The organism is Nonomuraea sp. NPDC005983, assembly GCF_040614375.1.
Taxonomy (GTDB): Bacteria; Actinomycetota; Actinomycetes; order Streptosporangiales; family Streptosporangiaceae; genus Nonomuraea.
In genome coordinates this window covers 1-16,920 of the sequence record NZ_JBEXUP010000173.1, presented here as the reverse complement: position 1 = coordinate 16,920, position 16,920 = coordinate 1, and the positions used below count along the sequence as shown (strand labels likewise).

General features: G+C 71.0%; 19 protein-coding genes. 7 read left to right on the top strand and 12 right to left on the bottom strand.

The genetic code is table 11. The features are described 5' to 3' along the window. Positions 1-60: 60 nt before the first annotated feature. Positions 61-411 (bottom strand): hypothetical protein, encoded by a 351-nt coding sequence (locus ABZ297_RS41485; RefSeq protein WP_355358218.1) that lies wholly within the window; start codon positions 409-411, stop codon positions 61-63. A gap of 175 nt (positions 412-586) precedes the next feature. On the opposite strand from ABZ297_RS41485, the gene ABZ297_RS41480 reads away from it, so the two are divergent. Continuing rightward, positions 587-727: a hypothetical protein gene (locus tag ABZ297_RS41480; protein WP_355358215.1), complete on the top strand. Its 141-nt coding sequence runs from the start codon at positions 587-589 to the stop codon at positions 725-727. Between the two features lie 60 nt (positions 728-787). Here the strand turns inward: ABZ297_RS41480 and ABZ297_RS41475 are convergent, their stop codons facing one another. Next, positions 788-1,411: a TetR/AcrR family transcriptional regulator gene (locus ABZ297_RS41475; protein WP_355358212.1), complete on the bottom strand. Its 624-nt coding sequence runs from the start codon at positions 1,409-1,411 to the stop codon at positions 788-790. Positions 1,412-1,498: 87 nt separating this feature from the next. Here ABZ297_RS41475 and ABZ297_RS41470 point away from each other — a divergent pair, with 87 nt between their 5' ends. Next, positions 1,499-2,242, top strand: coding sequence for an SDR family oxidoreductase (locus ABZ297_RS41470; RefSeq protein WP_355358209.1), 744 nt, complete (start codon positions 1,499-1,501; stop codon positions 2,240-2,242). 97 nt (positions 2,243-2,339) lie between these two features. On the opposite strand, the gene pruA is transcribed toward ABZ297_RS41470, so the two are convergent. Together pruA and ABZ297_RS41460 are read right to left on the bottom strand one after the other, a co-directional pair. Beyond that, positions 2,340-4,013 (bottom strand): L-glutamate gamma-semialdehyde dehydrogenase, encoded by a 1,674-nt coding sequence (pruA, locus tag ABZ297_RS41465; RefSeq protein WP_355358206.1) that lies wholly within the window; start codon positions 4,011-4,013, stop codon positions 2,340-2,342. Beyond that, the gene (locus ABZ297_RS41460; protein ID WP_355358203.1) at positions 4,014-4,931 is read right to left on the bottom strand and encodes a proline dehydrogenase family protein; all 918 of its coding nucleotides are present in this window, start codon (positions 4,929-4,931) and stop codon (positions 4,014-4,016) included. A 75-nt stretch (positions 4,932-5,006) separates the two neighbouring features. Between ABZ297_RS41460 and ABZ297_RS41455 the strand changes: the two genes are divergently transcribed. Then, positions 5,007-6,143 (top strand): helix-turn-helix domain-containing protein, encoded by a 1,137-nt coding sequence (locus ABZ297_RS41455; RefSeq protein WP_355358200.1) that lies wholly within the window; start codon positions 5,007-5,009, stop codon positions 6,141-6,143. On the opposite strand, the gene ABZ297_RS41450 is transcribed toward ABZ297_RS41455, so the two are convergent. The 4 genes from ABZ297_RS41450 to ABZ297_RS41435 all read right to left on the bottom strand — a co-directional run bounded on the left by ABZ297_RS41450 (position 6,059) and on the right by ABZ297_RS41435 (position 10,641). Beyond that, the gene (locus ABZ297_RS41450) at positions 6,059-6,841 is read right to left on the bottom strand and encodes a glycoside hydrolase family 16 protein (RefSeq protein WP_355358197.1); all 783 of its coding nucleotides are present in this window, start codon (positions 6,839-6,841) and stop codon (positions 6,059-6,061) included. The genes ABZ297_RS41455 and ABZ297_RS41450 overlap by 85 nt on opposite strands. An 86-nt stretch (positions 6,842-6,927) precedes the next feature. Further along, a complete protein-coding gene (locus ABZ297_RS41445; RefSeq protein ID WP_355358194.1) occupies positions 6,928-7,521 on the bottom strand; it encodes an FMN-binding negative transcriptional regulator in 594 nt (197 codons plus the stop codon). 66 nt (positions 7,522-7,587) lie between these two features. After that, positions 7,588-8,691, bottom strand: coding sequence for a glycosyltransferase (locus ABZ297_RS41440; protein ID WP_355358191.1), 1,104 nt, complete (start codon positions 8,689-8,691; stop codon positions 7,588-7,590). 120 nt (positions 8,692-8,811) lie between these two features. Next, positions 8,812-10,641: a SpoIIE family protein phosphatase gene (locus ABZ297_RS41435; protein WP_355358188.1), complete on the bottom strand. Its 1,830-nt coding sequence runs from the start codon at positions 10,639-10,641 to the stop codon at positions 8,812-8,814. A gap of 58 nt (positions 10,642-10,699) precedes the next feature. Between ABZ297_RS41435 and ABZ297_RS41430 the strand changes: the two genes are divergently transcribed. Then, a complete protein-coding gene (locus ABZ297_RS41430) occupies positions 10,700-11,416 on the top strand; it encodes a GAF and ANTAR domain-containing protein (RefSeq protein ID WP_355358185.1) in 717 nt (238 codons plus the stop codon). Here the strand turns inward: ABZ297_RS41430 and ABZ297_RS41425 are convergent. After that, a complete protein-coding gene (locus ABZ297_RS41425; protein WP_350809227.1) occupies positions 11,413-11,769 on the bottom strand; it encodes an STAS domain-containing protein in 357 nt (118 codons plus the stop codon). The genes ABZ297_RS41430 and ABZ297_RS41425 overlap by 4 nt on opposite strands. A gap of 177 nt (positions 11,770-11,946) precedes the next feature. Here ABZ297_RS41425 and ABZ297_RS41420 point away from each other — a divergent pair, with 177 nt between their 5' ends. Next, on the top strand, positions 11,947-12,717 hold the full coding sequence (locus ABZ297_RS41420; protein WP_355358182.1) for a SigB/SigF/SigG family RNA polymerase sigma factor: 771 nt from the start codon (positions 11,947-11,949) through the stop codon (positions 12,715-12,717). A gap of 15 nt (positions 12,718-12,732) precedes the next feature. Next, complete coding sequence (locus ABZ297_RS41415; RefSeq protein ID WP_355358179.1) at positions 12,733-13,218, top strand: ATP-binding protein; 486 nt, start codon at positions 12,733-12,735, stop codon at positions 13,216-13,218. Positions 13,219-13,255: 37 nt separating this feature from the next. Here the strand turns inward: ABZ297_RS41415 and ABZ297_RS41410 are convergent, their stop codons facing one another. The 3 genes from ABZ297_RS41410 to ABZ297_RS41400 all read right to left on the bottom strand — a co-directional run bounded on the left by ABZ297_RS41410 (position 13,256) and on the right by ABZ297_RS41400 (position 16,455). After that, positions 13,256-13,681 carry a helix-turn-helix domain-containing protein gene (locus ABZ297_RS41410; protein ID WP_355358176.1) on the bottom strand — a complete coding sequence of 142 codons (426 nt, stop codon included), beginning with the start codon at positions 13,679-13,681 and terminating at the stop codon, positions 13,256-13,258. Between the two features lie 331 nt (positions 13,682-14,012). Then, entirely contained in the window at positions 14,013-14,675 is a 663-nt protein-coding gene (locus tag ABZ297_RS41405) for an SGNH/GDSL hydrolase family protein (RefSeq protein ID WP_355358173.1), read from the bottom strand. 223 nt (positions 14,676-14,898) lie between these two features. Further along, positions 14,899-16,455: an FAD-dependent monooxygenase gene (locus ABZ297_RS41400; protein ID WP_355358170.1), complete on the bottom strand. Its 1,557-nt coding sequence runs from the start codon at positions 16,453-16,455 to the stop codon at positions 14,899-14,901. 222 nt (positions 16,456-16,677) lie between these two features. Between ABZ297_RS41400 and ABZ297_RS41395 the strand changes: the two genes are divergently transcribed. Next, a partial coding sequence (locus ABZ297_RS41395) for a winged helix-turn-helix domain-containing protein (RefSeq protein ID WP_355358167.1) occupies positions 16,678-16,920 on the top strand: 243 nt, incomplete at its 3' end.

Below are 16,920 nucleotides of genomic sequence, written 5' to 3'. Positions count from 1 at the left end.
CGGTCCCGGCCGCGCGCGCGGCCGGGACCGGGGGGTGGGGTTGGGCGATGGCAGTCGGCGTCAGTCGGCGCAGATCGCGAAGACGCTGATGCCGACGTCGTTGTACTTGGTCTGGCGGCCGAGGCCGATCCAGCCCCGGCCGTCATCGGTGGGGAAGGAGCCGACCAGGATCGCGTCGTTGCCCCGGGCCTCGGCGCCGCCGCCGAGCACCTTCTTGGAGCCGGGGCAGTACACCGTGCGGCGCTGGAAGTTGGGGACGTTGGCGTTGGGCAGGGAGACGATCTGGTAGCCGGACGGAAGGGCGCTCAGCTGGGCGCTCTGCGTCGTGGGGGGATTGGCATGGGCGCTCGCCGGGGACGCCGCCACCAGGCCCGTGGCTGCGGCGAGGACGACGAGGGTGATGCGCTGCATGGACTGCTCCTTTGCTTGTCCTCGCACCCCGCCGGCCGGGCGGCACGAAGAGGAAGGTCGTGCTACCGGTGTGACCCGCGTGGTGAGAGTGACGAGGGGATTACACAGTGAGTATCCATAGCTTCACTCTCCGTGTCGAGGGGGGAGTTGTGTTCGAGAAAACCGAGGTCACGACGTGGCCACGCACGCCCGGCGCGACGGCGCGGGTTGCGGGCCACCGTCGTCCGCTGTGACCGACTCCCCCTCCTGGCTGAGTGCGACAGCGGACCCCTGCGACGCCGTCGCCGTCCGCAGGCTGTTCGCGAACTACGAGTAGGCGGTGCAGCGCGCCCGCGCGTTACCGGGGCCGGCGCCTCGCCCCTGATCCGCTGGTGCTTCAGGTGCGGCGCCGTGCCGCTGCTGCGTCGTCCACGCGCGGCGACGGGGGCCATGCCTCGAGCGTGAGGTCGACCATGGCGTGCAGTTCCTCGCCGGATGCGCCCCCGGCTGCCTGGACAGAGATGCCGTAGGAGATCGCCCAGACGTACCGCGCCAGGGCTTCAGGAGCCGCGGACTCCGGCAGATCGCCCTCGGCGCGCGCTCGCTCGAAGCGTTCGCTCAAGCCTGCCTCGGCCGCGCGCCGTAGGGCCGCCAGCTCCGTGCGGATCGGCTGGCCCTGGGGGCCGGTCGCCAGGGCGCTTTGCACCATGAGACAGCCGTCCGGCCCATCCGATCTTGTTGCGACGTCGACGGCGCCGCGCAGCAGGGCCTCGGTGACCCCGCGCGCCGTGGGCTGGTCGAGGGCCGTGCGGACGTGGGCCGCCGGGCCGTCGAGATAGCGGCCGAACGCCTGGCGGAACAGGGACTCTTTGTTGCCGTACGCGGCGTACAGGCTGGGTCGGTTGATCCCCATCGCCTCGGTCAGGTCCGACAGTGCTGTGCCTTCGTAGCCCTGGCGCCAGAAGACCTCCAGAGCGCGGTCGAGTCGTTCGTCGACGTCGAATGCGCGTGAGCGTCCCATGGCCGTGCCCTCCTGCCCAGTTTTCGTACCGATCGGTATAGTACTCTCTCGATTCAATACCGATCGGTACACAAAAATGGAGATCGCATGACGCTCAAGGGAAAGGTCGCACTGGTGACCGGCGGATCGCGGGGCATCGGGGCCGCGGCCGCCCGTGCGCTCGCCGAGGCGGGCGCCGATGTGGCGATCGGCTACGCCACCTCGTCACAGAAGGCCCGGGCGGTCGTCGCCCAGATCGAGGCCGCAGGCCGCCGCAGCGCCGCCTACCAGGCCGATCAAGGCGACCCCGGCCAGGTCGCGGACCTGGTCGGCACAGTCGTCGCGGACTTCGGACGACTCGACGTCCTGGTCAACAGCGCGGGTGTGTCGCGACGGGCCGTGCTCGGTGACCAGCGGGACGACCCGGCGGCGCAGGACAACCTGTACGACGTCAACCTCGCCGGCGTGGTGGCCGCCATCCGCGCCGCGTCCAGGTTGATCGGCGATGATGGCCGGATCATCACCATCGGCTCCACCTTGGCCGACCGTGCCGGGTTCCCAGGAATGGCCGACTATGCGGCGACCAAGGCCGCGATCGTCGGCTACAGCAAAGGCGCGGCGCGCGACCTGGGCCCGCGCGGCATCACGGTCAACGTCATCCAGCCAGGCGCGGTCGCGACCGACATGAACCCTCCGGAGGGTGAGTTCGCGGACGCGCAACGAGCCCTGAAGGCGCTGGGCCGCTTCGGCCGCCCAGAGGAGATCGCCGCAGGCGTGGTCTTCCTCGCCGGCCCCGGCGCCTCCTTCGTCACAGGCGCCGTCCTCACCATCGACGGCGGTTACCTCGCCTGAGCAGGGTTCCATGACGATGAGCGGAGACGAAGACGCCCCGGAACTCGAGGACGAGTTCCGGGGCGTCTTCGTTCAGCCCGGCTATCACGCGGTTCTGTCAATACCCGAGGTTCTTGAGATCGGGCTGCTCCCAGCCGCTCTGCGGGATGTCACCCCTGAACGGCGGGGTGACGACCGGCGGCACGAACGTCTCCTTGATCGTGCGGGCGTTCACCCAGCGGATCAGGTTGAAGATCGAACCGGCCTTGTCGTTGGTGCCCGAGCTGCGGGCGCCGCCGAACGGCTGCTGGCCCACGACCGCGCCCGTCGGCTTGTCGTTGACGTAGAAGTTGCCCGCCGCGAAGCGCAGCCGCTCCGACGCCGACGCGATCGCGTAGCGGTCCTGGGCGATGATCGAACCCGTCAGCGCGTACGCCGCGACGCCCTCCATCTGGTCGAGCACCGCGTCGTAGTCGCCGTCCTCGTAGACGTGCACGCCGAGGATCGGGCCGAAGTACTCCTTGACGAAGATCTCGTCGGTCGGGTCGGCGCACTCCAGGACCGTCGGCTTCACGAAGTAGCCGGTCGAGTCGTCGTAGGAGCCGGTGAGCACCTCGATGCCGGACGCCGCACGGGCCCGGTCGATGGCCGCCTTGTGCTTGGCGAAGGCCCGCTCGTCGATGACGGCGCCCATGAACGTCGACAGGTCGGCCGCCACGTCCCCCACGCTCAGCGACTCGGCCACGCTCACGAGGTCGTCACGCATGCGCGTCCAGATCGAGCGCGGCACGTAGGCGCGCGACGCGGCCGAGCACTTCTGGCCCTGGTACTCGAAGGCGCCCCTGATCAGCGCCGTCGACAGGACTGCCGGGTCGGCGGACGGGTGCGCGAGCACGAAGTCCTTGCCGCCGGTCTCGCCGACCAGCCGCGGGTAGCCGTGGTAGTTCGCGATGTTCGCGCCGACCGTGCTCCACAGATGCTGGAAGGTCGGCGTCGAGCCGGTGAAGTGGATGCCGGCCAGCGCCGGGTGCGTCAGCGCGACCTCCGAGACGCCCTGCCCGTTGCCGGTGACCATGTTGATCACGCCGGGCGGCAGCCCCGCGGCCTCCAGCAGCCGCATCGTGAAGTGCGCGGCGAACTGCTGGGTGGGCGACGGCTTCCAGACGACGACGTTGCCCATCAGCGCCGCCGACGTCGGCAGGTTGCCGGCGATGGCGGTGAAGTTGAACGGGGTGATCGCCAGCACGAAGCCCTCGAGCGGCCGGTACTCCATCCGGTTCCACACGCCCGGCGACGAGACCGGCTGGTCGGCGTAGAGCTGCCGCGCGTAGGCGACGTTGAAGCGCAGGAAGTCGATCAGCTCGCAGGCCGAGTCGATCTCCGCCTGCTGCGCGGACTTCGACTGGCCCAGGATGGTCGCCGCGTTCAGCGTCGGCCGCCAGGGGCCGGAGAGCAGGTCGGCGGCCTTGAGGAAGATCGCGGCCCGCTCGTCGAAGGAGAGCGCCCGCCAGGCGGGCGCGGCACGCAGGGCGCTGTCGATGGCGTTCTGCACGTCCTGGGCCGTGGCGTCGTGGGTGCGGCCCAGGACGGCGGCCTTGTTGTGCGGCTGGACGACGTCGATCGGCGCGCCGCCGCCCAGCCGGCGCTCGCCGTCGATCGTCATGGTCAGGTCGATCGAGGAGCTCGACAGCTCCTTGATCCGGTTCTCCAGCGCGGCGCGCTCGGCGCTGCCCGGCGCGTATGCGTACACCCGCTCGTTGGCGGGGACGGGGACGTTGCTGATGGCATCCATTTACTTACCCCCAAGGGCACGAAGGAAGAAGGCGACGTTGGCGGGGCGCTCGGCCAGGCGGCGCATGAAGTAGCCGTACCAGTCGTCGCCGTAGGGCACGTAGACACGGACCGTGTGACCCGCTCCGGCCAGCGCCTCCTGGCGGTCGGTGCGGATCCCGTAGAGCATCTGGTACTCGTAGTCGCCCGTGGACCGTCCGAAGCGGTCGGCGAGCAGCTCGGTGATGGAGATCATCCGGTCGTCGTGCGTCGCCACCATGGGGTACCCCTTTCCCTCCATGAGGATCCGCAGGCACCGCACGTACGCCTTGTCGACGGCCGTCTTGCCCTGGTGGGCGACTGTGGCGGGCTCGCGGTAGGCGCCCTTGACCAGGCGGACCCTGGACCCCTCCGTCGCCAGCTCGCGGCAGTCGTCCTCGCTGCGGAACAGGTACGCCTGGATCGCCACGCCGGTCGAGGGGAAGTCCTCGCGCAGCTTGCGCAGGATCCCGAGCGTGGAGTCGACCGTGGTGTGGTCCTCCATGTCGAGCGTGACCGTCGAGCCGTTGGCGTCGGCGGCGGCGCAGATCGCGCGGGCGTGGTCGAGCGCCAGGGAGTCGTCGAACCGCTGCCCGAGGGCCGACAGCTTCACCGACGCCTCGCCGCCCCGGCCGAGGCCGAGCGGGCGCAGCGCGTCCAGCAGCGTGACGTACGCCTTCGCGACGGCCGCGGCGGCGCTCGCGTCGCGCGTCTCTTCGCCGAGATGGTCGACGGTCACGGCGAGGTGGGCGTCGCGCAGCCGCTCGATGGCGGCACGCGCCTCTTCGACGCTCTCGCCCGCGACGAACCGGTCGACCACCTTGCGCGTGAGGGGGAGACCGGAGACGGAGCGACGAACCAGCTTGCTCCGAGAGGCCGCGAGTAGCACTTGACCCAGCATGATTTCAGCCTAAAACCCCAGCTCATGGGAGGCCATTGACGCTCGTAACGCCGGTTGTGGCAGGCTGTTAGACAAATGCACAACACCGCTGATCTCCAGGACACGGTCGACGAGATTGCGCGCCTGCTGGGCGCGTCCGCGACGCTCGAGGACCGCTCGTTCCGCCTGCTCGCGTACGGCGCGCAGCACGGCGACATCGACACGGTCCGCCAGGAGTCGATCCTGCGCAGGCGCGCCACCCGCGAGGTGCGCGACTACTTCGAACGCTACGGCATCGCCAGGGTGAGCGGCCCGATCCGGATTCCCGCCGACGCCGACCTCAAGGTGCTGGCCAGAGTCTGCTGGCCGCTGCGCCACGGCGACGTCACCTACGGCTACCTGTGGCTCCTCGACTCGGGCGAGCTCACCGACGAGGCGCTGCGCAGGGTCGAGCCGCTCGTCTCCAGGGCCGCCGGCGAGCTCGCGCAGGAGGCCCGCAGCCGCCAGGACCTCGGACGCGGCCTGCGCGCCCTGCTCTCCGCCGACCCCGAAGAGCGCGCCCAGGTCTCGATCGAGCTGCCCGGCCCGGTGGCGGCGATCGCGGTGCGCGAGTCGAGGGAGCGCGTCGCCGCCCTCTGGACGCTGCCGCGCGGCGTGCTCTCCCGCGCCGGCTCGCCGGTGGCGCTGCTCGCCCCGGCCGGGCTGGCCGGCGAGGTGGCGCAGACCGTCCAGGCCGCGTACGGCACCGCCGCCGGGCTCGGCGCGCCCAGGAACGACCCGGCGGACGCCTGGCAGAGCTGGCGCGAGGCCCGCCTGGCGCTGCGTGTCGCCGAGCACTTTCCCAGGTTCGCGCCCATCGCCCGCTGGGAGGACCTGGGCGTGCACCGCCTGCTGGCCAGGCTCGGCCAGGCCGACCTGCGTGAGCTGGCGGCCGAGACGGCGGCCCTCGACCGTGAGCTGGCCCAGACCGTCGAGACCTACCTGGATCTCGGCGGGCACGCCCAGAAGGCCGCCGCCGAGCTGGGGGTGCACCGCCAGACCCTCTACTACCGCCTGGGCAAGGCCGGACGGCTGACGAACAGGGACCTGTCAGACGGCGACGACCGCATGGCGGTGCACCTCGGGCTCAAAGCGGCCCGGCTGCTGCCTCAGCCCCAGGAAGGGGCCCAGTCGGGAGCCCAGTCGGGAGCACGGCCGGGGGCCCGGACGGGGGCCCCGCCTGGGGCGCGGTAGATCCGCACCCAGTCCACGTACATCGACACCGTGTCAGGGGTGGAGGCGTCGCGGCAGCGTGGCTCGCACACCACGTCGTTCTGCAGGGCCAGACCCATCCTGCGGTTCCCGGGGACGTGCGGGCCCTGGTAGTCCCAGAGCCGGTGGCCGTCCAGCCAGAAGGTCAGCCGTCCGGGCAGCCAGTCGACGGCCGCCGTGTGCCACGTGGTGAAGTCGGCGCGGAGTTGCTGCAGCGCCCGGCCGGCGTCGCTGTGGACGAAGATGCCGCCGCCCTGCCGTTGCGGGTCCACGATCTCGGCGAAGTCCACCTCGGCGCCCGGGCCGTCGTCCGAGGCCGGCCAGAGCAGCGCCACCGGCGTGTACCCGGCGCCCGCCTCGGCCCTGAACCTGACCTCCCAGCGGCCGTACGCCTGCGCCAGCGTGCTGGCGACGCCGCCCGACAGGTCGCGGCCGCCGTACCTGGCGCCCCTGAGGCGCAGTACGCCGCCGGAGACCGTGCTGGCCCGCCCGGTGCGGGGGTTGACGGCGGCCTCGGGGGAGTCGTAGATCATCCACTTGGACGGGTCGAGCGAGGTGCCGTCGAAGTTCTCGACCACGACCGGCGCTCCCCACGTCCAGGTCTCCGCCCGCGCGCTGTGGGGGATGAGGGCGGTCGTCAGGAGGACCGCCCCCGCCGCGATGAGACTGCGTGTAGACATGCCGCCATGCAAGCAGAGGGGTCGCACGTGTCGCAGGAGTATGCGGAAACCCCTCTACCAGCAATGATGCCCCCCGCACGGATATTTCAGGACATGTAGCGAAGCGCCGCGTCGTCGCCGGGGCCGCCGCGTTCCGACAGGCCCTTGGCCACCCGCGCGCGGTGCTCGGTGTCCTTGTGGCCGTCGTACTTGAACTTGCCGCGGATCTCCTCGATCGTCAGCCGCAGCCCCCTGATCCCCGACAGCAGCCGGGGCATCCGGGCCGGGTCGCCGTGGCCGGGCTCCAGGTCGTCGAGTTGGCCGCGCAGGATCTCCAGCTTGCCCTCGGCCTCGGCGACGATCTCGGCGTGGCAGGTGAGCTGGACGGAGGAGTAGTACGTCGTGGGCACCCCGAGCGCGGGATCGGTGCCGGGCTCGGCCCGCCAGCCGCCCCGGATGTAGGACCAGGGGCCGGCGACCGACAGGATCACCTTCGGGTTCTCCTCGATCGCCGCCCAGATCGGGTTCGGCCTGGCCAGGTGGAGGAGCACCGTCCGGTCGTCCGCCAGCAGGAACTGCGTCGGCACGACGACCGGCACGGCGCGGTCCCGGCCCGCGGCGATGAGGGTTCCGAACTGGTTGTCCCTCACGAACGCGAGGGACTGCGCGTCGTCGCCGGCGTCCCAGGGGTGGATCAGCATGCCAGAACGATACAGACGTCCGATTTGCCGGGCTAGGGCGGTCTGTCTCGTCGCGGCCGGTCCGTATCAGGCGCAGGCCGCCTCGTAGACGCGCAGCAGCTCCTGGCTGACGCGCTCCCATGAGTAGCGCGAGCGGGCCCGGTCGGCGCCCGCGTAGCCGAGCGCGGTGCGCAGCGTCGGGTCGGACAGCAGCTCGCGGGCGAGCCGTGCGGTGCGCGCCGGACGGTCTGGCGGCACCAGCAGGCCGGTGACGCCGTCGATGACCGAGTCGAGGTGCGCGCCGACGGCCGAGGCGATCACCGGCACGCCGCAGGCCATCGCCTCCAGCGCCACGACACCGGTCGCGGCCTCGCGCGGCACCGTCACCACGGCGTCGGCGCTGCGCATCAGCTTCGGCACCGAAGCCCGCTTCACCTGCCCGAGCAGGGTCACCCGCTCGGCCACGCCGAGCTGGTCGGCCAGCGCGCGCAGCCGCCGCGCGTCCCTGTCGTCGTCGAGGTCGTCCATCAGCGGGCCGCCCGCGATGACCAGCTCCACGTCCGGCAGCCCGGGCAGCGCGCGGATCACGGTGTACGCGCCGCGCTCGGGGGTGAGCGGGCCGACGTGCAGCAGCCGCTTGCGGCTGCCCCGGGTGGCCACCGCGCCGCGGCGGTGGAAGCGCTCGGTGTCGATCCCGAACGGGACGATCGCGATGTTGCCGCGCGGGACACCCAGCCTGATCAGCGCCGACTCCTCGTCGCCCGAGCCCGCGATGACCGCGTTGGCCCGGCGGCCGAGCGCCAGCTCCAGCTTCTGGTGGGCCGGGTGGACGGTGTGAAAGGTCTGCGTGACCGGCACGCCGAGCCCCTTCGCGCCCGTCACCGCGGCCAGGCCGCACGCCCAGGAGTGCGCGTGGATCACGTCAGGACGGTCCTGGGACCAGCGCTGCTCCAGGTACCTGGCGACGTCGCTCAGGTACGGCACCAGCTCGTCGGCGGGCAGGTCGCGCGCGGGACCGACGTCCATGCTCTCCAGCGTGACACCCGGGGCTACCCGCGTCCTGGGCTTACCGTCGGCGTTCTCACGGCGGGAGTAGATGGTGACGTGATGGCCTCTGCCGAGCTCGCGTGCCACGGAAAGGATGTGGTGGCGCCTGTTGGCGGCAGCGGAGGCAACGATCGCGATATTCATGGCACACCTCAGCGTCAGAAGCGTTCAGCGTCAGAAGCGTTCAAGGTGTGCCTGCGTCTTAGGCACCGATCTGTTTCTCCGACGATACCCACTTTCTCGTCAGCCGCAAACCCCCACAGATCAGACACCCCGCAGAGCCAGAACCACGATCTCGTCCCACACCTGCCCTTCGGAGAAGGCGTGCCGGTCCTCCTCGACCGTCTTGACCACGGTCGACGGGGACTGGCCCGCGCACCGGCTGAGCACGTCGGCCAGGCGCTCCTCGCCGTACGTCTCGCCCGCCCGGTTCCTGGACGAGATCAGCCCCTCGGAGTAGAGCACCAGCGTCTCGCCCACCGGCAACGGCAGCTCCTCCGACCCCGTCTCCGCCATCGGCGAGATGCCCAGCGGCACGCCGCCGCCGGCGGCGAACCGCACCCCGCCGTCCGGCTGGAGCAGCGCCGCCGGATGGTGCCCCGCCGACGACAGCCGGATCGTGCGCCCCCGGACGAACCCGGCCAGCGCCATCACGAACATCCCCGTCCCCTGCTCGACCAGGGCCTGGTTCACCTTCCGCATCACCACGTCGGGGTCGGACTCCCAGACGCTGAGCACTCTCAGCCCGCCCCTGACCAGCGCGCTCACCGACGCCGCCTCCTGGCCCTTGCCCGCGGCGCCGCCCAGCGCGAAGCCCCAGCCCCCGGCCACCGGGAACACGTCGTAGAACTCGGCTCCCACCGACGCCCCCGGATGGTAGGCCGCCGCCGCCTCGTACCCCGGCACGTCGGGCAGTTTGCGCGGCGCGACGCTCGCCGACAGCGCGTCCGCCGCCCGCGAGCGGCTCTGGAAGCTGCTCTGCGCCCGCAGCGCCAGCCCGAGCTGCAGGCCGACCTCCTGCATGACGGCCAGGTCCGCCAGCGTGAACGGCGGCCGGTGGTGCGCCCTGACCAGCGTCAGCGCGCCGTCGGCCGGGCCGATCGGCACGCACAGCACCGACCCGGCCTCCATCGCCGTCAGCAGCGGGCCCTCCGGGCAGCCACCGAACAGCGTCTCGTCCTCGACCATCTCGTGCACCACGCCGGAACCGTGCTCGATCACCTGCATCACCAGCGGGCAGCACGCCGGGTCCGACGCCTCCACGTGCCGCACCAGGCCGCCCAGCGGGTGGTCCTTCGGCGCCACCACGATCGAGCGGCGCGGCAGCCCGTCGCGGACCAGGTCCGCGACCACCCAGTCCGCCCAGCCCGCCGCCAGCATCCGCGTGGTCCTGGGCAGCGCCACCGGCTGCCGCAGCGCCTCCTCGTCCAGCAGGAGCGCGCCCGTCCTGGCCAGCAGATCCTGCCGCTTCGCCGCCGCCAGCAGCAGCGCGCCGTCGGACAGCTCCGGCCGCTCCCCCGGCTCCGGCAGCTGCACCTCGGTCGGCAGCGCCACCGCCGCCACCATCTGCTGCGGCTCGCCCGGCATCGTCAGCCTGGTCAGCGCGAGCTGCACCGTGTGCGTCCTGCCCTGGTGCGCCAGCCGCGTCTCGAAGGCCGCAGGCTCCCCGGTCTGCAGCACCGCCATCAGATGCGAGCGGAACGCCGCCCGCCTCGACACGTCGACCAGCAGCGGGAACGAGCGGCCCACCAGGTAGCCGTCGGGGCTGCCCAGCAGCCGCGAGGTCTCGCCGTTGATGCGCCTGACGACGCCGCCGCCGTCCAGCACGATCACCGGGACCGGGAAGGCTTTGAACACCTGTCGCAGCAGCTTCAGCTCACGCTGGGAGCCGTCCTTCTTGCCACCCTGCCGGGCCGGCCCCTTGCGCAGTTCCTGCCCGGCCTCGGCCAGCAGCTCGGCCGCCGTGCCCAGCTCGGCGAGCGCGGCGTCCAGCGTCGGCGCGAGATCGGACGGGTACGCCGTCCTCGCCGCACGCAGGGATGAGACGCGGTCGGACAGCGCCTCCAGAGCGTGTTCGAGGTCGGGCATCGTCATCCTCTGACGCTACGCCACTCGGGATAAAGGTATCCATAAGGGGTAGAGGCTTGTTGCTATGGAATCGACCGCGATGATAACCCCCGGTCTCGCCCGTGACCTGGCCTTTCTTGGTCGCCTGGGCGAGGAGACCTCGACCGAGAGCGTCCTGCGCGGCCTGACGACGGCGCTCGCCGCCGGGGTTCCAGGATGCTCCGGCGGCTCGGCCGAGCACTGGCGCGACCGGCGGGTGCTGGTCTCCGGCTCGCACAGCGAACTGATCATGCTCGTCGAAGGCGAACGGGAGCTCGGCGAGGGCCCCTCATTCGAGGCCAGGCAGACCGGCAGCCGGGTCACCGTCACCGACGTGCTCGCCGACACCCGCTGGCCCCGCTACGCCGCGCTGGCCACCCGCTGGGCGGTGCGCTCCGCGCTGCTCGTCCCCGTGCAGATGGCGCCCGCCACGCTGGTCATCGGCCTCTACTCCGTGCGGCCGGCCGCCTTCTCCCCGCAGGCCGCCCACACGCTCGCCGACATGCTGACCGAGCAGGTCGGCGTGGCCATGGCGAACATGTGGGACTTCGAGGAGGTGCGCACCGGCGCGGCCCAGCTCCAGGAGGCCCTCGCTGGACGGTCGGTCATCGACCAGGCCAAGGGCATCATCATGCAGACCAGCGGCTGCACCGCGGAGGCGGCCTTCGAGGAGCTGCGCCGCACTTCGCAGCACCATCAGGTCAAGGTGGCCGACCTGGCCAGGCTGCTGGTCGAGGAGCACCAGCGCAAGTCGCGCGGCTAGCCAAGGGCGGCCAGCGCGTCGTCGAGGGTGTCGTACAGCGGCAGCCGCTGCGCGAGCCCGGTGATCCACATCACCTTCGACTTCGAGTACTCGACTCCGACCAGGGCGAACCTGGCGCCCGACGCCAAGCTGGTCTGCCAGTGGTGCACGATCAGGCCAAGTGCCCGCGAGTCCATGAACGTCACCCCCGCCAGGTCCAGGATCAGCTCAGCGCCCGCCAGGGACAGGTAGTCGGCGAACTGCTCGCGCGTCGTGGCGTCGAGCACGCCATCGACCTTGATCACAGTGATCTCGTCAACGGTCGACGACGTTAGGCTCAGGGCTGCGACAGGCCCCTCGCCGTTCTCCGGCATTGTCACGAAGCAACCCTACTGTTACCTGGGCGGGGAGGAATACTTCCCCGAGGATGGGGGAGACTGGATCCGAAGTCCAGCAGAGGGCTTCGTCTCGACAGTAGAGCGAGGTGTGCCTCTGCCTGGGCTTTTTCCTGTTGGCAGAGGCCTCCCTGCGATCCATATCGAGGAGCAGCGATGGCTGTACAGGAATACGTTCTCGAGGAGATGACCGCCGAACAACTCCTGGCCGAAATGGTCAAGGAAGACACCCTCGACAGCCACAGGGAGCGGCTGCGTGAACGCATCGTCGAGATGCACAGGCCGCTCGCCATGGAGATCGCCAGGCGCTACCGGTACCGTGGCGAACCCCTCGAGGACCTCCTCCAGGCCGCGTACGTCGGCCTGATGAAGGCCATCAACGGCTTCGACCCCACCCTCGGGCACGCCTTCAGGGGATACGCCGTCGTCACCATGACCGGCGAGGTCAAGCGCCACTTCCGCGACCGCACCTGGGCCATCCGGGTGCCCCGCCTCTACCAGGAGCGCCGCTCCGAGCTGAACCGGCTCGTCGCCGACCTCAGCCAGGACCTGGGCAGATCGCCCACCGTGTCCGAACTGGCCGCCAAGATGAACATCAGCGAGGAGGACGTCCTGCTCACGCTGGACGCGTCCGCCGCCTACAGCACCCTCTCGCTCGACGCGCCCCTCGGCGCCGACGACGACGCCGCCTCGCTCGGCGACGTCATCCCCGAGGACGACGACACGCTCAGCACCATGGTCGACCGTGAGGCCGTCAAGCCGCTCATCGACGCGCTCCCGTCCAGGGAGAAGCACATCCTGCTGCTGCGGTTCTTCGGCAACATGACGCAGGCCGAGATCGCGGCCGAGTTCGGGATATCCCAGATGCACGTTTCCAGAATCCTTCGCAAGGTTCTCGACCAGCTCCGCTCGGAACTGGTCGGCTGAGAAGGCGGTCTTCGGGTGAACGAGGAGGTCGATCCTCGCACGGGCGCACACCGTCCGCCGCCCGGCACGCCCGTGAAGGAGATCGGCCCGCGGTCAGGCGCGTCCGTGCGAGAGGTCAGCCCGCCGCCGGGGACGCCCGTGAAAGAGATCAGCTTTCGCCTGCCCGACCTGCCGGAGGTGCGCTCCGCCGCCGAGACGCAGGCGCGGGCGGCGGGGATGCCGGAAGAGGCGATCGGCGACCTCGTCATCGCCGTCAACGAGGTGGCCACCAACGCCGTCACCCACGGCGCGCCGCCCGCGCGGCTGCGCACCTGGGAGGAGGACGAGGGGCTGGTGATCGAGGTGCACGACGGCGGCGCCTGGAGGCCGGGGCCCAGGCCGGGCGCCGTGGGCGGCATGGGCCTGTGGGTGGCCCGCCGCCTCGCCACCGATCTCACGCTGCGCATCGGCAGCGGCGGCAGCACGGTAACGATGCGCTTCGCCGGCACGGCTTCCGCCTGAGCAGCGTTGCCTGCGAACGGGCGCCGAAACGGCTACCTCACCGGGTTTCCAGCGCTCTCCGGGCGTCGGCGAGCACGTCCGCGACGTGTGAGCCGCCGGGGGAGGCGGGGACTTCGCGGAAGCCCTCGGCAGGGTCGTAGGTCACGTCCAGCCCGGCGTCGACGAGCCGCTGCGCCCACCGCAGCGCGGTGTTCAACCGCTCGGGCGCGGGCGGCTTCCCCTGGGCGGCGGCGGACAGGTTGCGCAGGTTGGTGGCGGGCCCCGACTGGGTGTGCTCCCGGCTCAGCTTCCACGGCAGGGCCCGGCCGTGGTCGAGCATCGCCTTGGCCAGCCCGGCGGCCCGCTTGGCCTGCAGCACCCCGGACTCGCTCACGCCGAAGCGCGCGGCGAGCTCCTGCACGCTCAACCCCTCAGCCACGAGCCGGGCCAGCTCCGCCCGGTCGATGGTCGGCCTACGCCCCACGGCCGCCTCCCTTCTGCGCCAAGCGTAGAACAGGGCCGCCGTCAGCCGCCCGGCCTCGGGGAACCGCCGGGCCGGTCAGGCGGACGTGGCGGGCTCCGTCCTCCCGGCCTAAGGACCTACGCGCGGCGCGAGAGCACCCACCGCGAGCACGCGGGGCAGATTCAGAAGGTGGCCAGCGCGGCGGACACCATCACGTCTGAAGGCATCGCCCGCCTCGAGTTTCCCTCGACGACATCGGCGACACCGAACTCTGGCAGCGTGTCAACCAGGAACAGCTCAACGGCAGTCCACTCTACTGCCGGCCGGTGTCGTGGGCGATTGCCAGGCACGGTCACGTGACCAGGCGCAGCCAGGCCGCCGCGAGTGCGGCGTGACCGGCCGGCGTCGGGTGCACGCCGTCCGCAGCCCAGTGCTCCGGCCCGGTCGTCGCGGCGAGCTCGGCGAACATGCCGTCGGCGGCGAGCAGGTGCGTGCCGTACTCGCGGGCGAGCTCGCGCACGGCCTGGATCTTCGGGTCCAGGTCAGCGCGCCACTCCTTCCGGACCTCTTCGCCGAGGTGCACATCGCCGACCTCGACAAGGCCGCGAATCGGCAGGAGGAACGGCTCGATGAGGATCAGGTCGGCGCCGGCCTCGGCGAGGGGCGCGAGCAGGCGGTCGTAACCTGCCGCGAAGTCCTCCGCGGGGATCACGTGGCCGTCCGGGTCGTACGTGTGCCAGCCCATGTCATTGCCGCCGACGAGGATCGACACCACGTCCGGGCGCGCGTCGAGCACGTCCGCCTGCCATCGGGCTTCGAGGTCCATGACCTTGTCGCCCGCGATCCCGGAGTTCAGCCAGGTCACGGCCCGGTCCGGGTGCCGGAGGCCCCACTCGCCCGCGATGCGCAGCGGGTAGCCGAACCCGAGGCCCTGTTCGCTCTCGAGCCGTTGGCAGTCGGTGATCGAATCGCCGGTGAACATCACGGTGGTTCCCGGTCGGAGGGTGATCGTCATGTGTGCTCCTGGAACTCGGTTGAGGAGAAGAAGAATTCACATCGATGACGTGGCGGCAACGTCGACATTCAGGCGGCTCGTGATCCCGCTGGTCATCTCGGGCGGGGCTTGAGAAGCCGACACCGGCCGCGCCGACGATGCGAAAGAGGCAGCATCGTGGTTCCTCTTCGCGCTCTTGGGGCACCCACAGAAGCGATAGGGGAACGGGACAGCTGCTTCGGACTCAGGTTGCCGGACTGCCGAACCACTGGCTGGCGGCCCGCTCGAACGCTTCGCGATCAGGGTCGCGATCACCTGCCCAGGCGACCACGCCGTCAGGTCGGACAAGCACGGCACCCAATCCGAGGTCGTTTCTCGCCGGCCCGGCTGCATACCGAACCCGACTCTCCCAGCCCGTCGCTGAACCGTGCAGGCGTCGGTCGACACTGAAATCGAGCGCGACGCCTCGTCCATCCTGCATCAGGTCGCCGAGGCGAGTGCCGTCCTCAAGACGAAGGTCCGGGGCGTTGCGGCCGACCAGCGGCTGCTCGCTACCAAGATTGTGGCGGACCGACGATCCCGATGTCTTCTCGAACACGTAGGTCGTTCCGTCACGGGTCCCGAGCAGGTCGCGGATCACTCCTTGGATCGCCTGGGCATGCGGATCCGGCTTCATGGCCGCCGCCTGGGCGCGCGTCCAGTCGAGCACCCATGCGCCGATCGGATGGCGCTCGCGGGTGTAGGTGTCGACAAGTCCGTCCGGCGCGTACCCGTGCACGGTCGCCGCGAGCTTCCATCCCAGGTTCATGGCGTCGCCGATGCCGAGGTTGAGTCCCTGCGCCCCGAGGGGCGAGTGGATGTGAGCGGCGTCGCCCGCGAGCAGGACACGCCCCTGCCGGTAGGTCGTCGTCTGCATCGCCCGATCGGTGAAGCTCGAGGCGTGATGGACGTCGCTCAGCGTCACGCCGGTGCCGGATACACGGCGTAGAACCGCCTGGAGATGTTCGCGGGTCGGCCGCTGCGAGCGATCGAACGCGCCGCCGTCGAACTCCAGCAGGCCGAGGTGCCCTTTCGCGGGCATCCGCAGGTGCATGCCCGTCGGCGTCAGATTGAACCCAGGGCTCAGCTTCTCGGGATCGGCGATGGTGGCGAGCACGACGTAGCCGGTGAACTGCGGCTCGGTGCCGACGAAGCCGAAGCCTGCGAGCCCCCGCACCGCGCTGCGTCCGCCGTCGCAGCCGACGAGCCAGCGCGCCGCGTACTCGTGCTCGCCGGCCTGCGCGACCACGCTCTCATCGTCCTGCGCGATGGCTGAGACCGTGACGCCGCGCCTGATCTCCACGCCGAGCATGGATGCCCGCTCGGACAGTACCGCCTCGACCGCTTCGAGGTTCGTCATCACGCCCTCCATTGCCGGGCTGGGAAGCCGGAACGGCAGGGCGGCGACGTCAACCTTGGCCGGATCGAGCGTCATGCCGGCGAAGTGGCCCACGGAACGAGGGGGGGCCGGCTCGTCCGCGTCGGGGTTCGCGCCGGGGTCGTTGTGGACGCCCGACGCCTTCAGCAGCGGGTGCAGCATTCCGCGGCGGTAGAACGCCTCGACCGACGCGGCGGACAGGCCCCGCATCCCGAGCGGGTCCGCCTTCCACGGGGAGCGGGGCTCCGGCTCCCGTTCGAGCACCAGGACTGAGCAGCCCGCGAGGCCAAGCTCGCAGGCAAGGAACAGACCCACCGGGCCGGCACCCACGATCACTACGTCATGCACGAAAACTTCCCCTTCCGAAGCGTGCTCTTCAGGCATGCAAAGACTGAAGCGGGCCGCTCACACGGGGCACACACGGCGCTGACGGGGGCACACATGGCGCTGACACTCCCGTCCTGCGACGCGTCAGCGCTGCGTTCGAGCACCCGGCATGCTTCGCCTGGTGGCGTGACGGGGAGGGCGGCAGGGCCCGTGAGCAAAAGGAAGCCAGAGCCCTGCCGTGATTTGGGGACTCGAGAGTGCGTGCGCGAAGATCGGGAGATGGACGGGGATGCGCGGCTTCGCGTCAGGCTGCTCGGCGCCTTTCAGGTGTCTCGCGGTGACGCCGCCCTGCCCGTTCCGGGTGCGCGGTCGCAGGGTCTGGTCGTACGGCTGGCGCTCGCCGGTGGGCGCGTGGTCGAGCAGGGCGTCCTGGTCGACGCGATCTGGGCCGAGGACCCGCCGGCCGGCCCCGCCCACGCCCTGCAGACCCTCGTCTCGCGGCTGCGCCGGACCCTCGGCTCG

Bases quoted from the DNA above. Each gene is read 5' to 3' on its own strand.
- ABZ297_RS41485 (WP_355358218.1), bottom strand. From the start codon at position 411: ATGCAGCGCATCACCCTCGTCGTCCTCGCCGCAGCCACGGGCCTGGTG.
- ABZ297_RS41475 (WP_355358212.1), bottom strand. From the start codon at position 1,411: ATGGGACGCTCACGCGCATTCGACGTCGACGAACGACTCGACCGCGCT.
- ABZ297_RS41470 (WP_355358209.1), top strand. From the start codon at position 1,499: ATGACGCTCAAGGGAAAGGTCGCACTGGTGACCGGCGGATCGCGGGGC.
- pruA (WP_355358206.1), bottom strand. From the start codon at position 4,013: ATGGATGCCATCAGCAACGTCCCCGTCCCCGCCAACGAGCGGGTGTAC.
- ABZ297_RS41460 (WP_355358203.1), bottom strand. From the start codon at position 4,931: ATGCTGGGTCAAGTGCTACTCGCGGCCTCTCGGAGCAAGCTGGTTCGT.
- ABZ297_RS41455 (WP_355358200.1), top strand. From the start codon at position 5,007: ATGCACAACACCGCTGATCTCCAGGACACGGTCGACGAGATTGCGCGC.
- ABZ297_RS41450 (WP_355358197.1), bottom strand. From the start codon at position 6,841: ATGTCTACACGCAGTCTCATCGCGGCGGGGGCGGTCCTCCTGACGACC.
- ABZ297_RS41445 (WP_355358194.1), bottom strand. From the start codon at position 7,521: ATGCTGATCCACCCCTGGGACGCCGGCGACGACGCGCAGTCCCTCGCG.
- ABZ297_RS41440 (WP_355358191.1), bottom strand. From the start codon at position 8,691: ATGAATATCGCGATCGTTGCCTCCGCTGCCGCCAACAGGCGCCACCAC.
- ABZ297_RS41435 (WP_355358188.1), bottom strand. From the start codon at position 10,641: ATGACGATGCCCGACCTCGAACACGCTCTGGAGGCGCTGTCCGACCGC.
- ABZ297_RS41430 (WP_355358185.1), top strand. From the start codon at position 10,700: ATGGAATCGACCGCGATGATAACCCCCGGTCTCGCCCGTGACCTGGCC.
- ABZ297_RS41425 (WP_350809227.1), bottom strand. From the start codon at position 11,769: ATGCCGGAGAACGGCGAGGGGCCTGTCGCAGCCCTGAGCCTAACGTCG.
- ABZ297_RS41420 (WP_355358182.1), top strand. From the start codon at position 11,947: ATGGCTGTACAGGAATACGTTCTCGAGGAGATGACCGCCGAACAACTC.
- ABZ297_RS41405 (WP_355358173.1), bottom strand. From the start codon at position 14,675: ATGACGATCACCCTCCGACCGGGAACCACCGTGATGTTCACCGGCGAT.
- ABZ297_RS41400 (WP_355358170.1), bottom strand. From the start codon at position 16,455: ATGCCTGAAGAGCACGCTTCGGAAGGGGAAGTTTTCGTGCATGACGTA.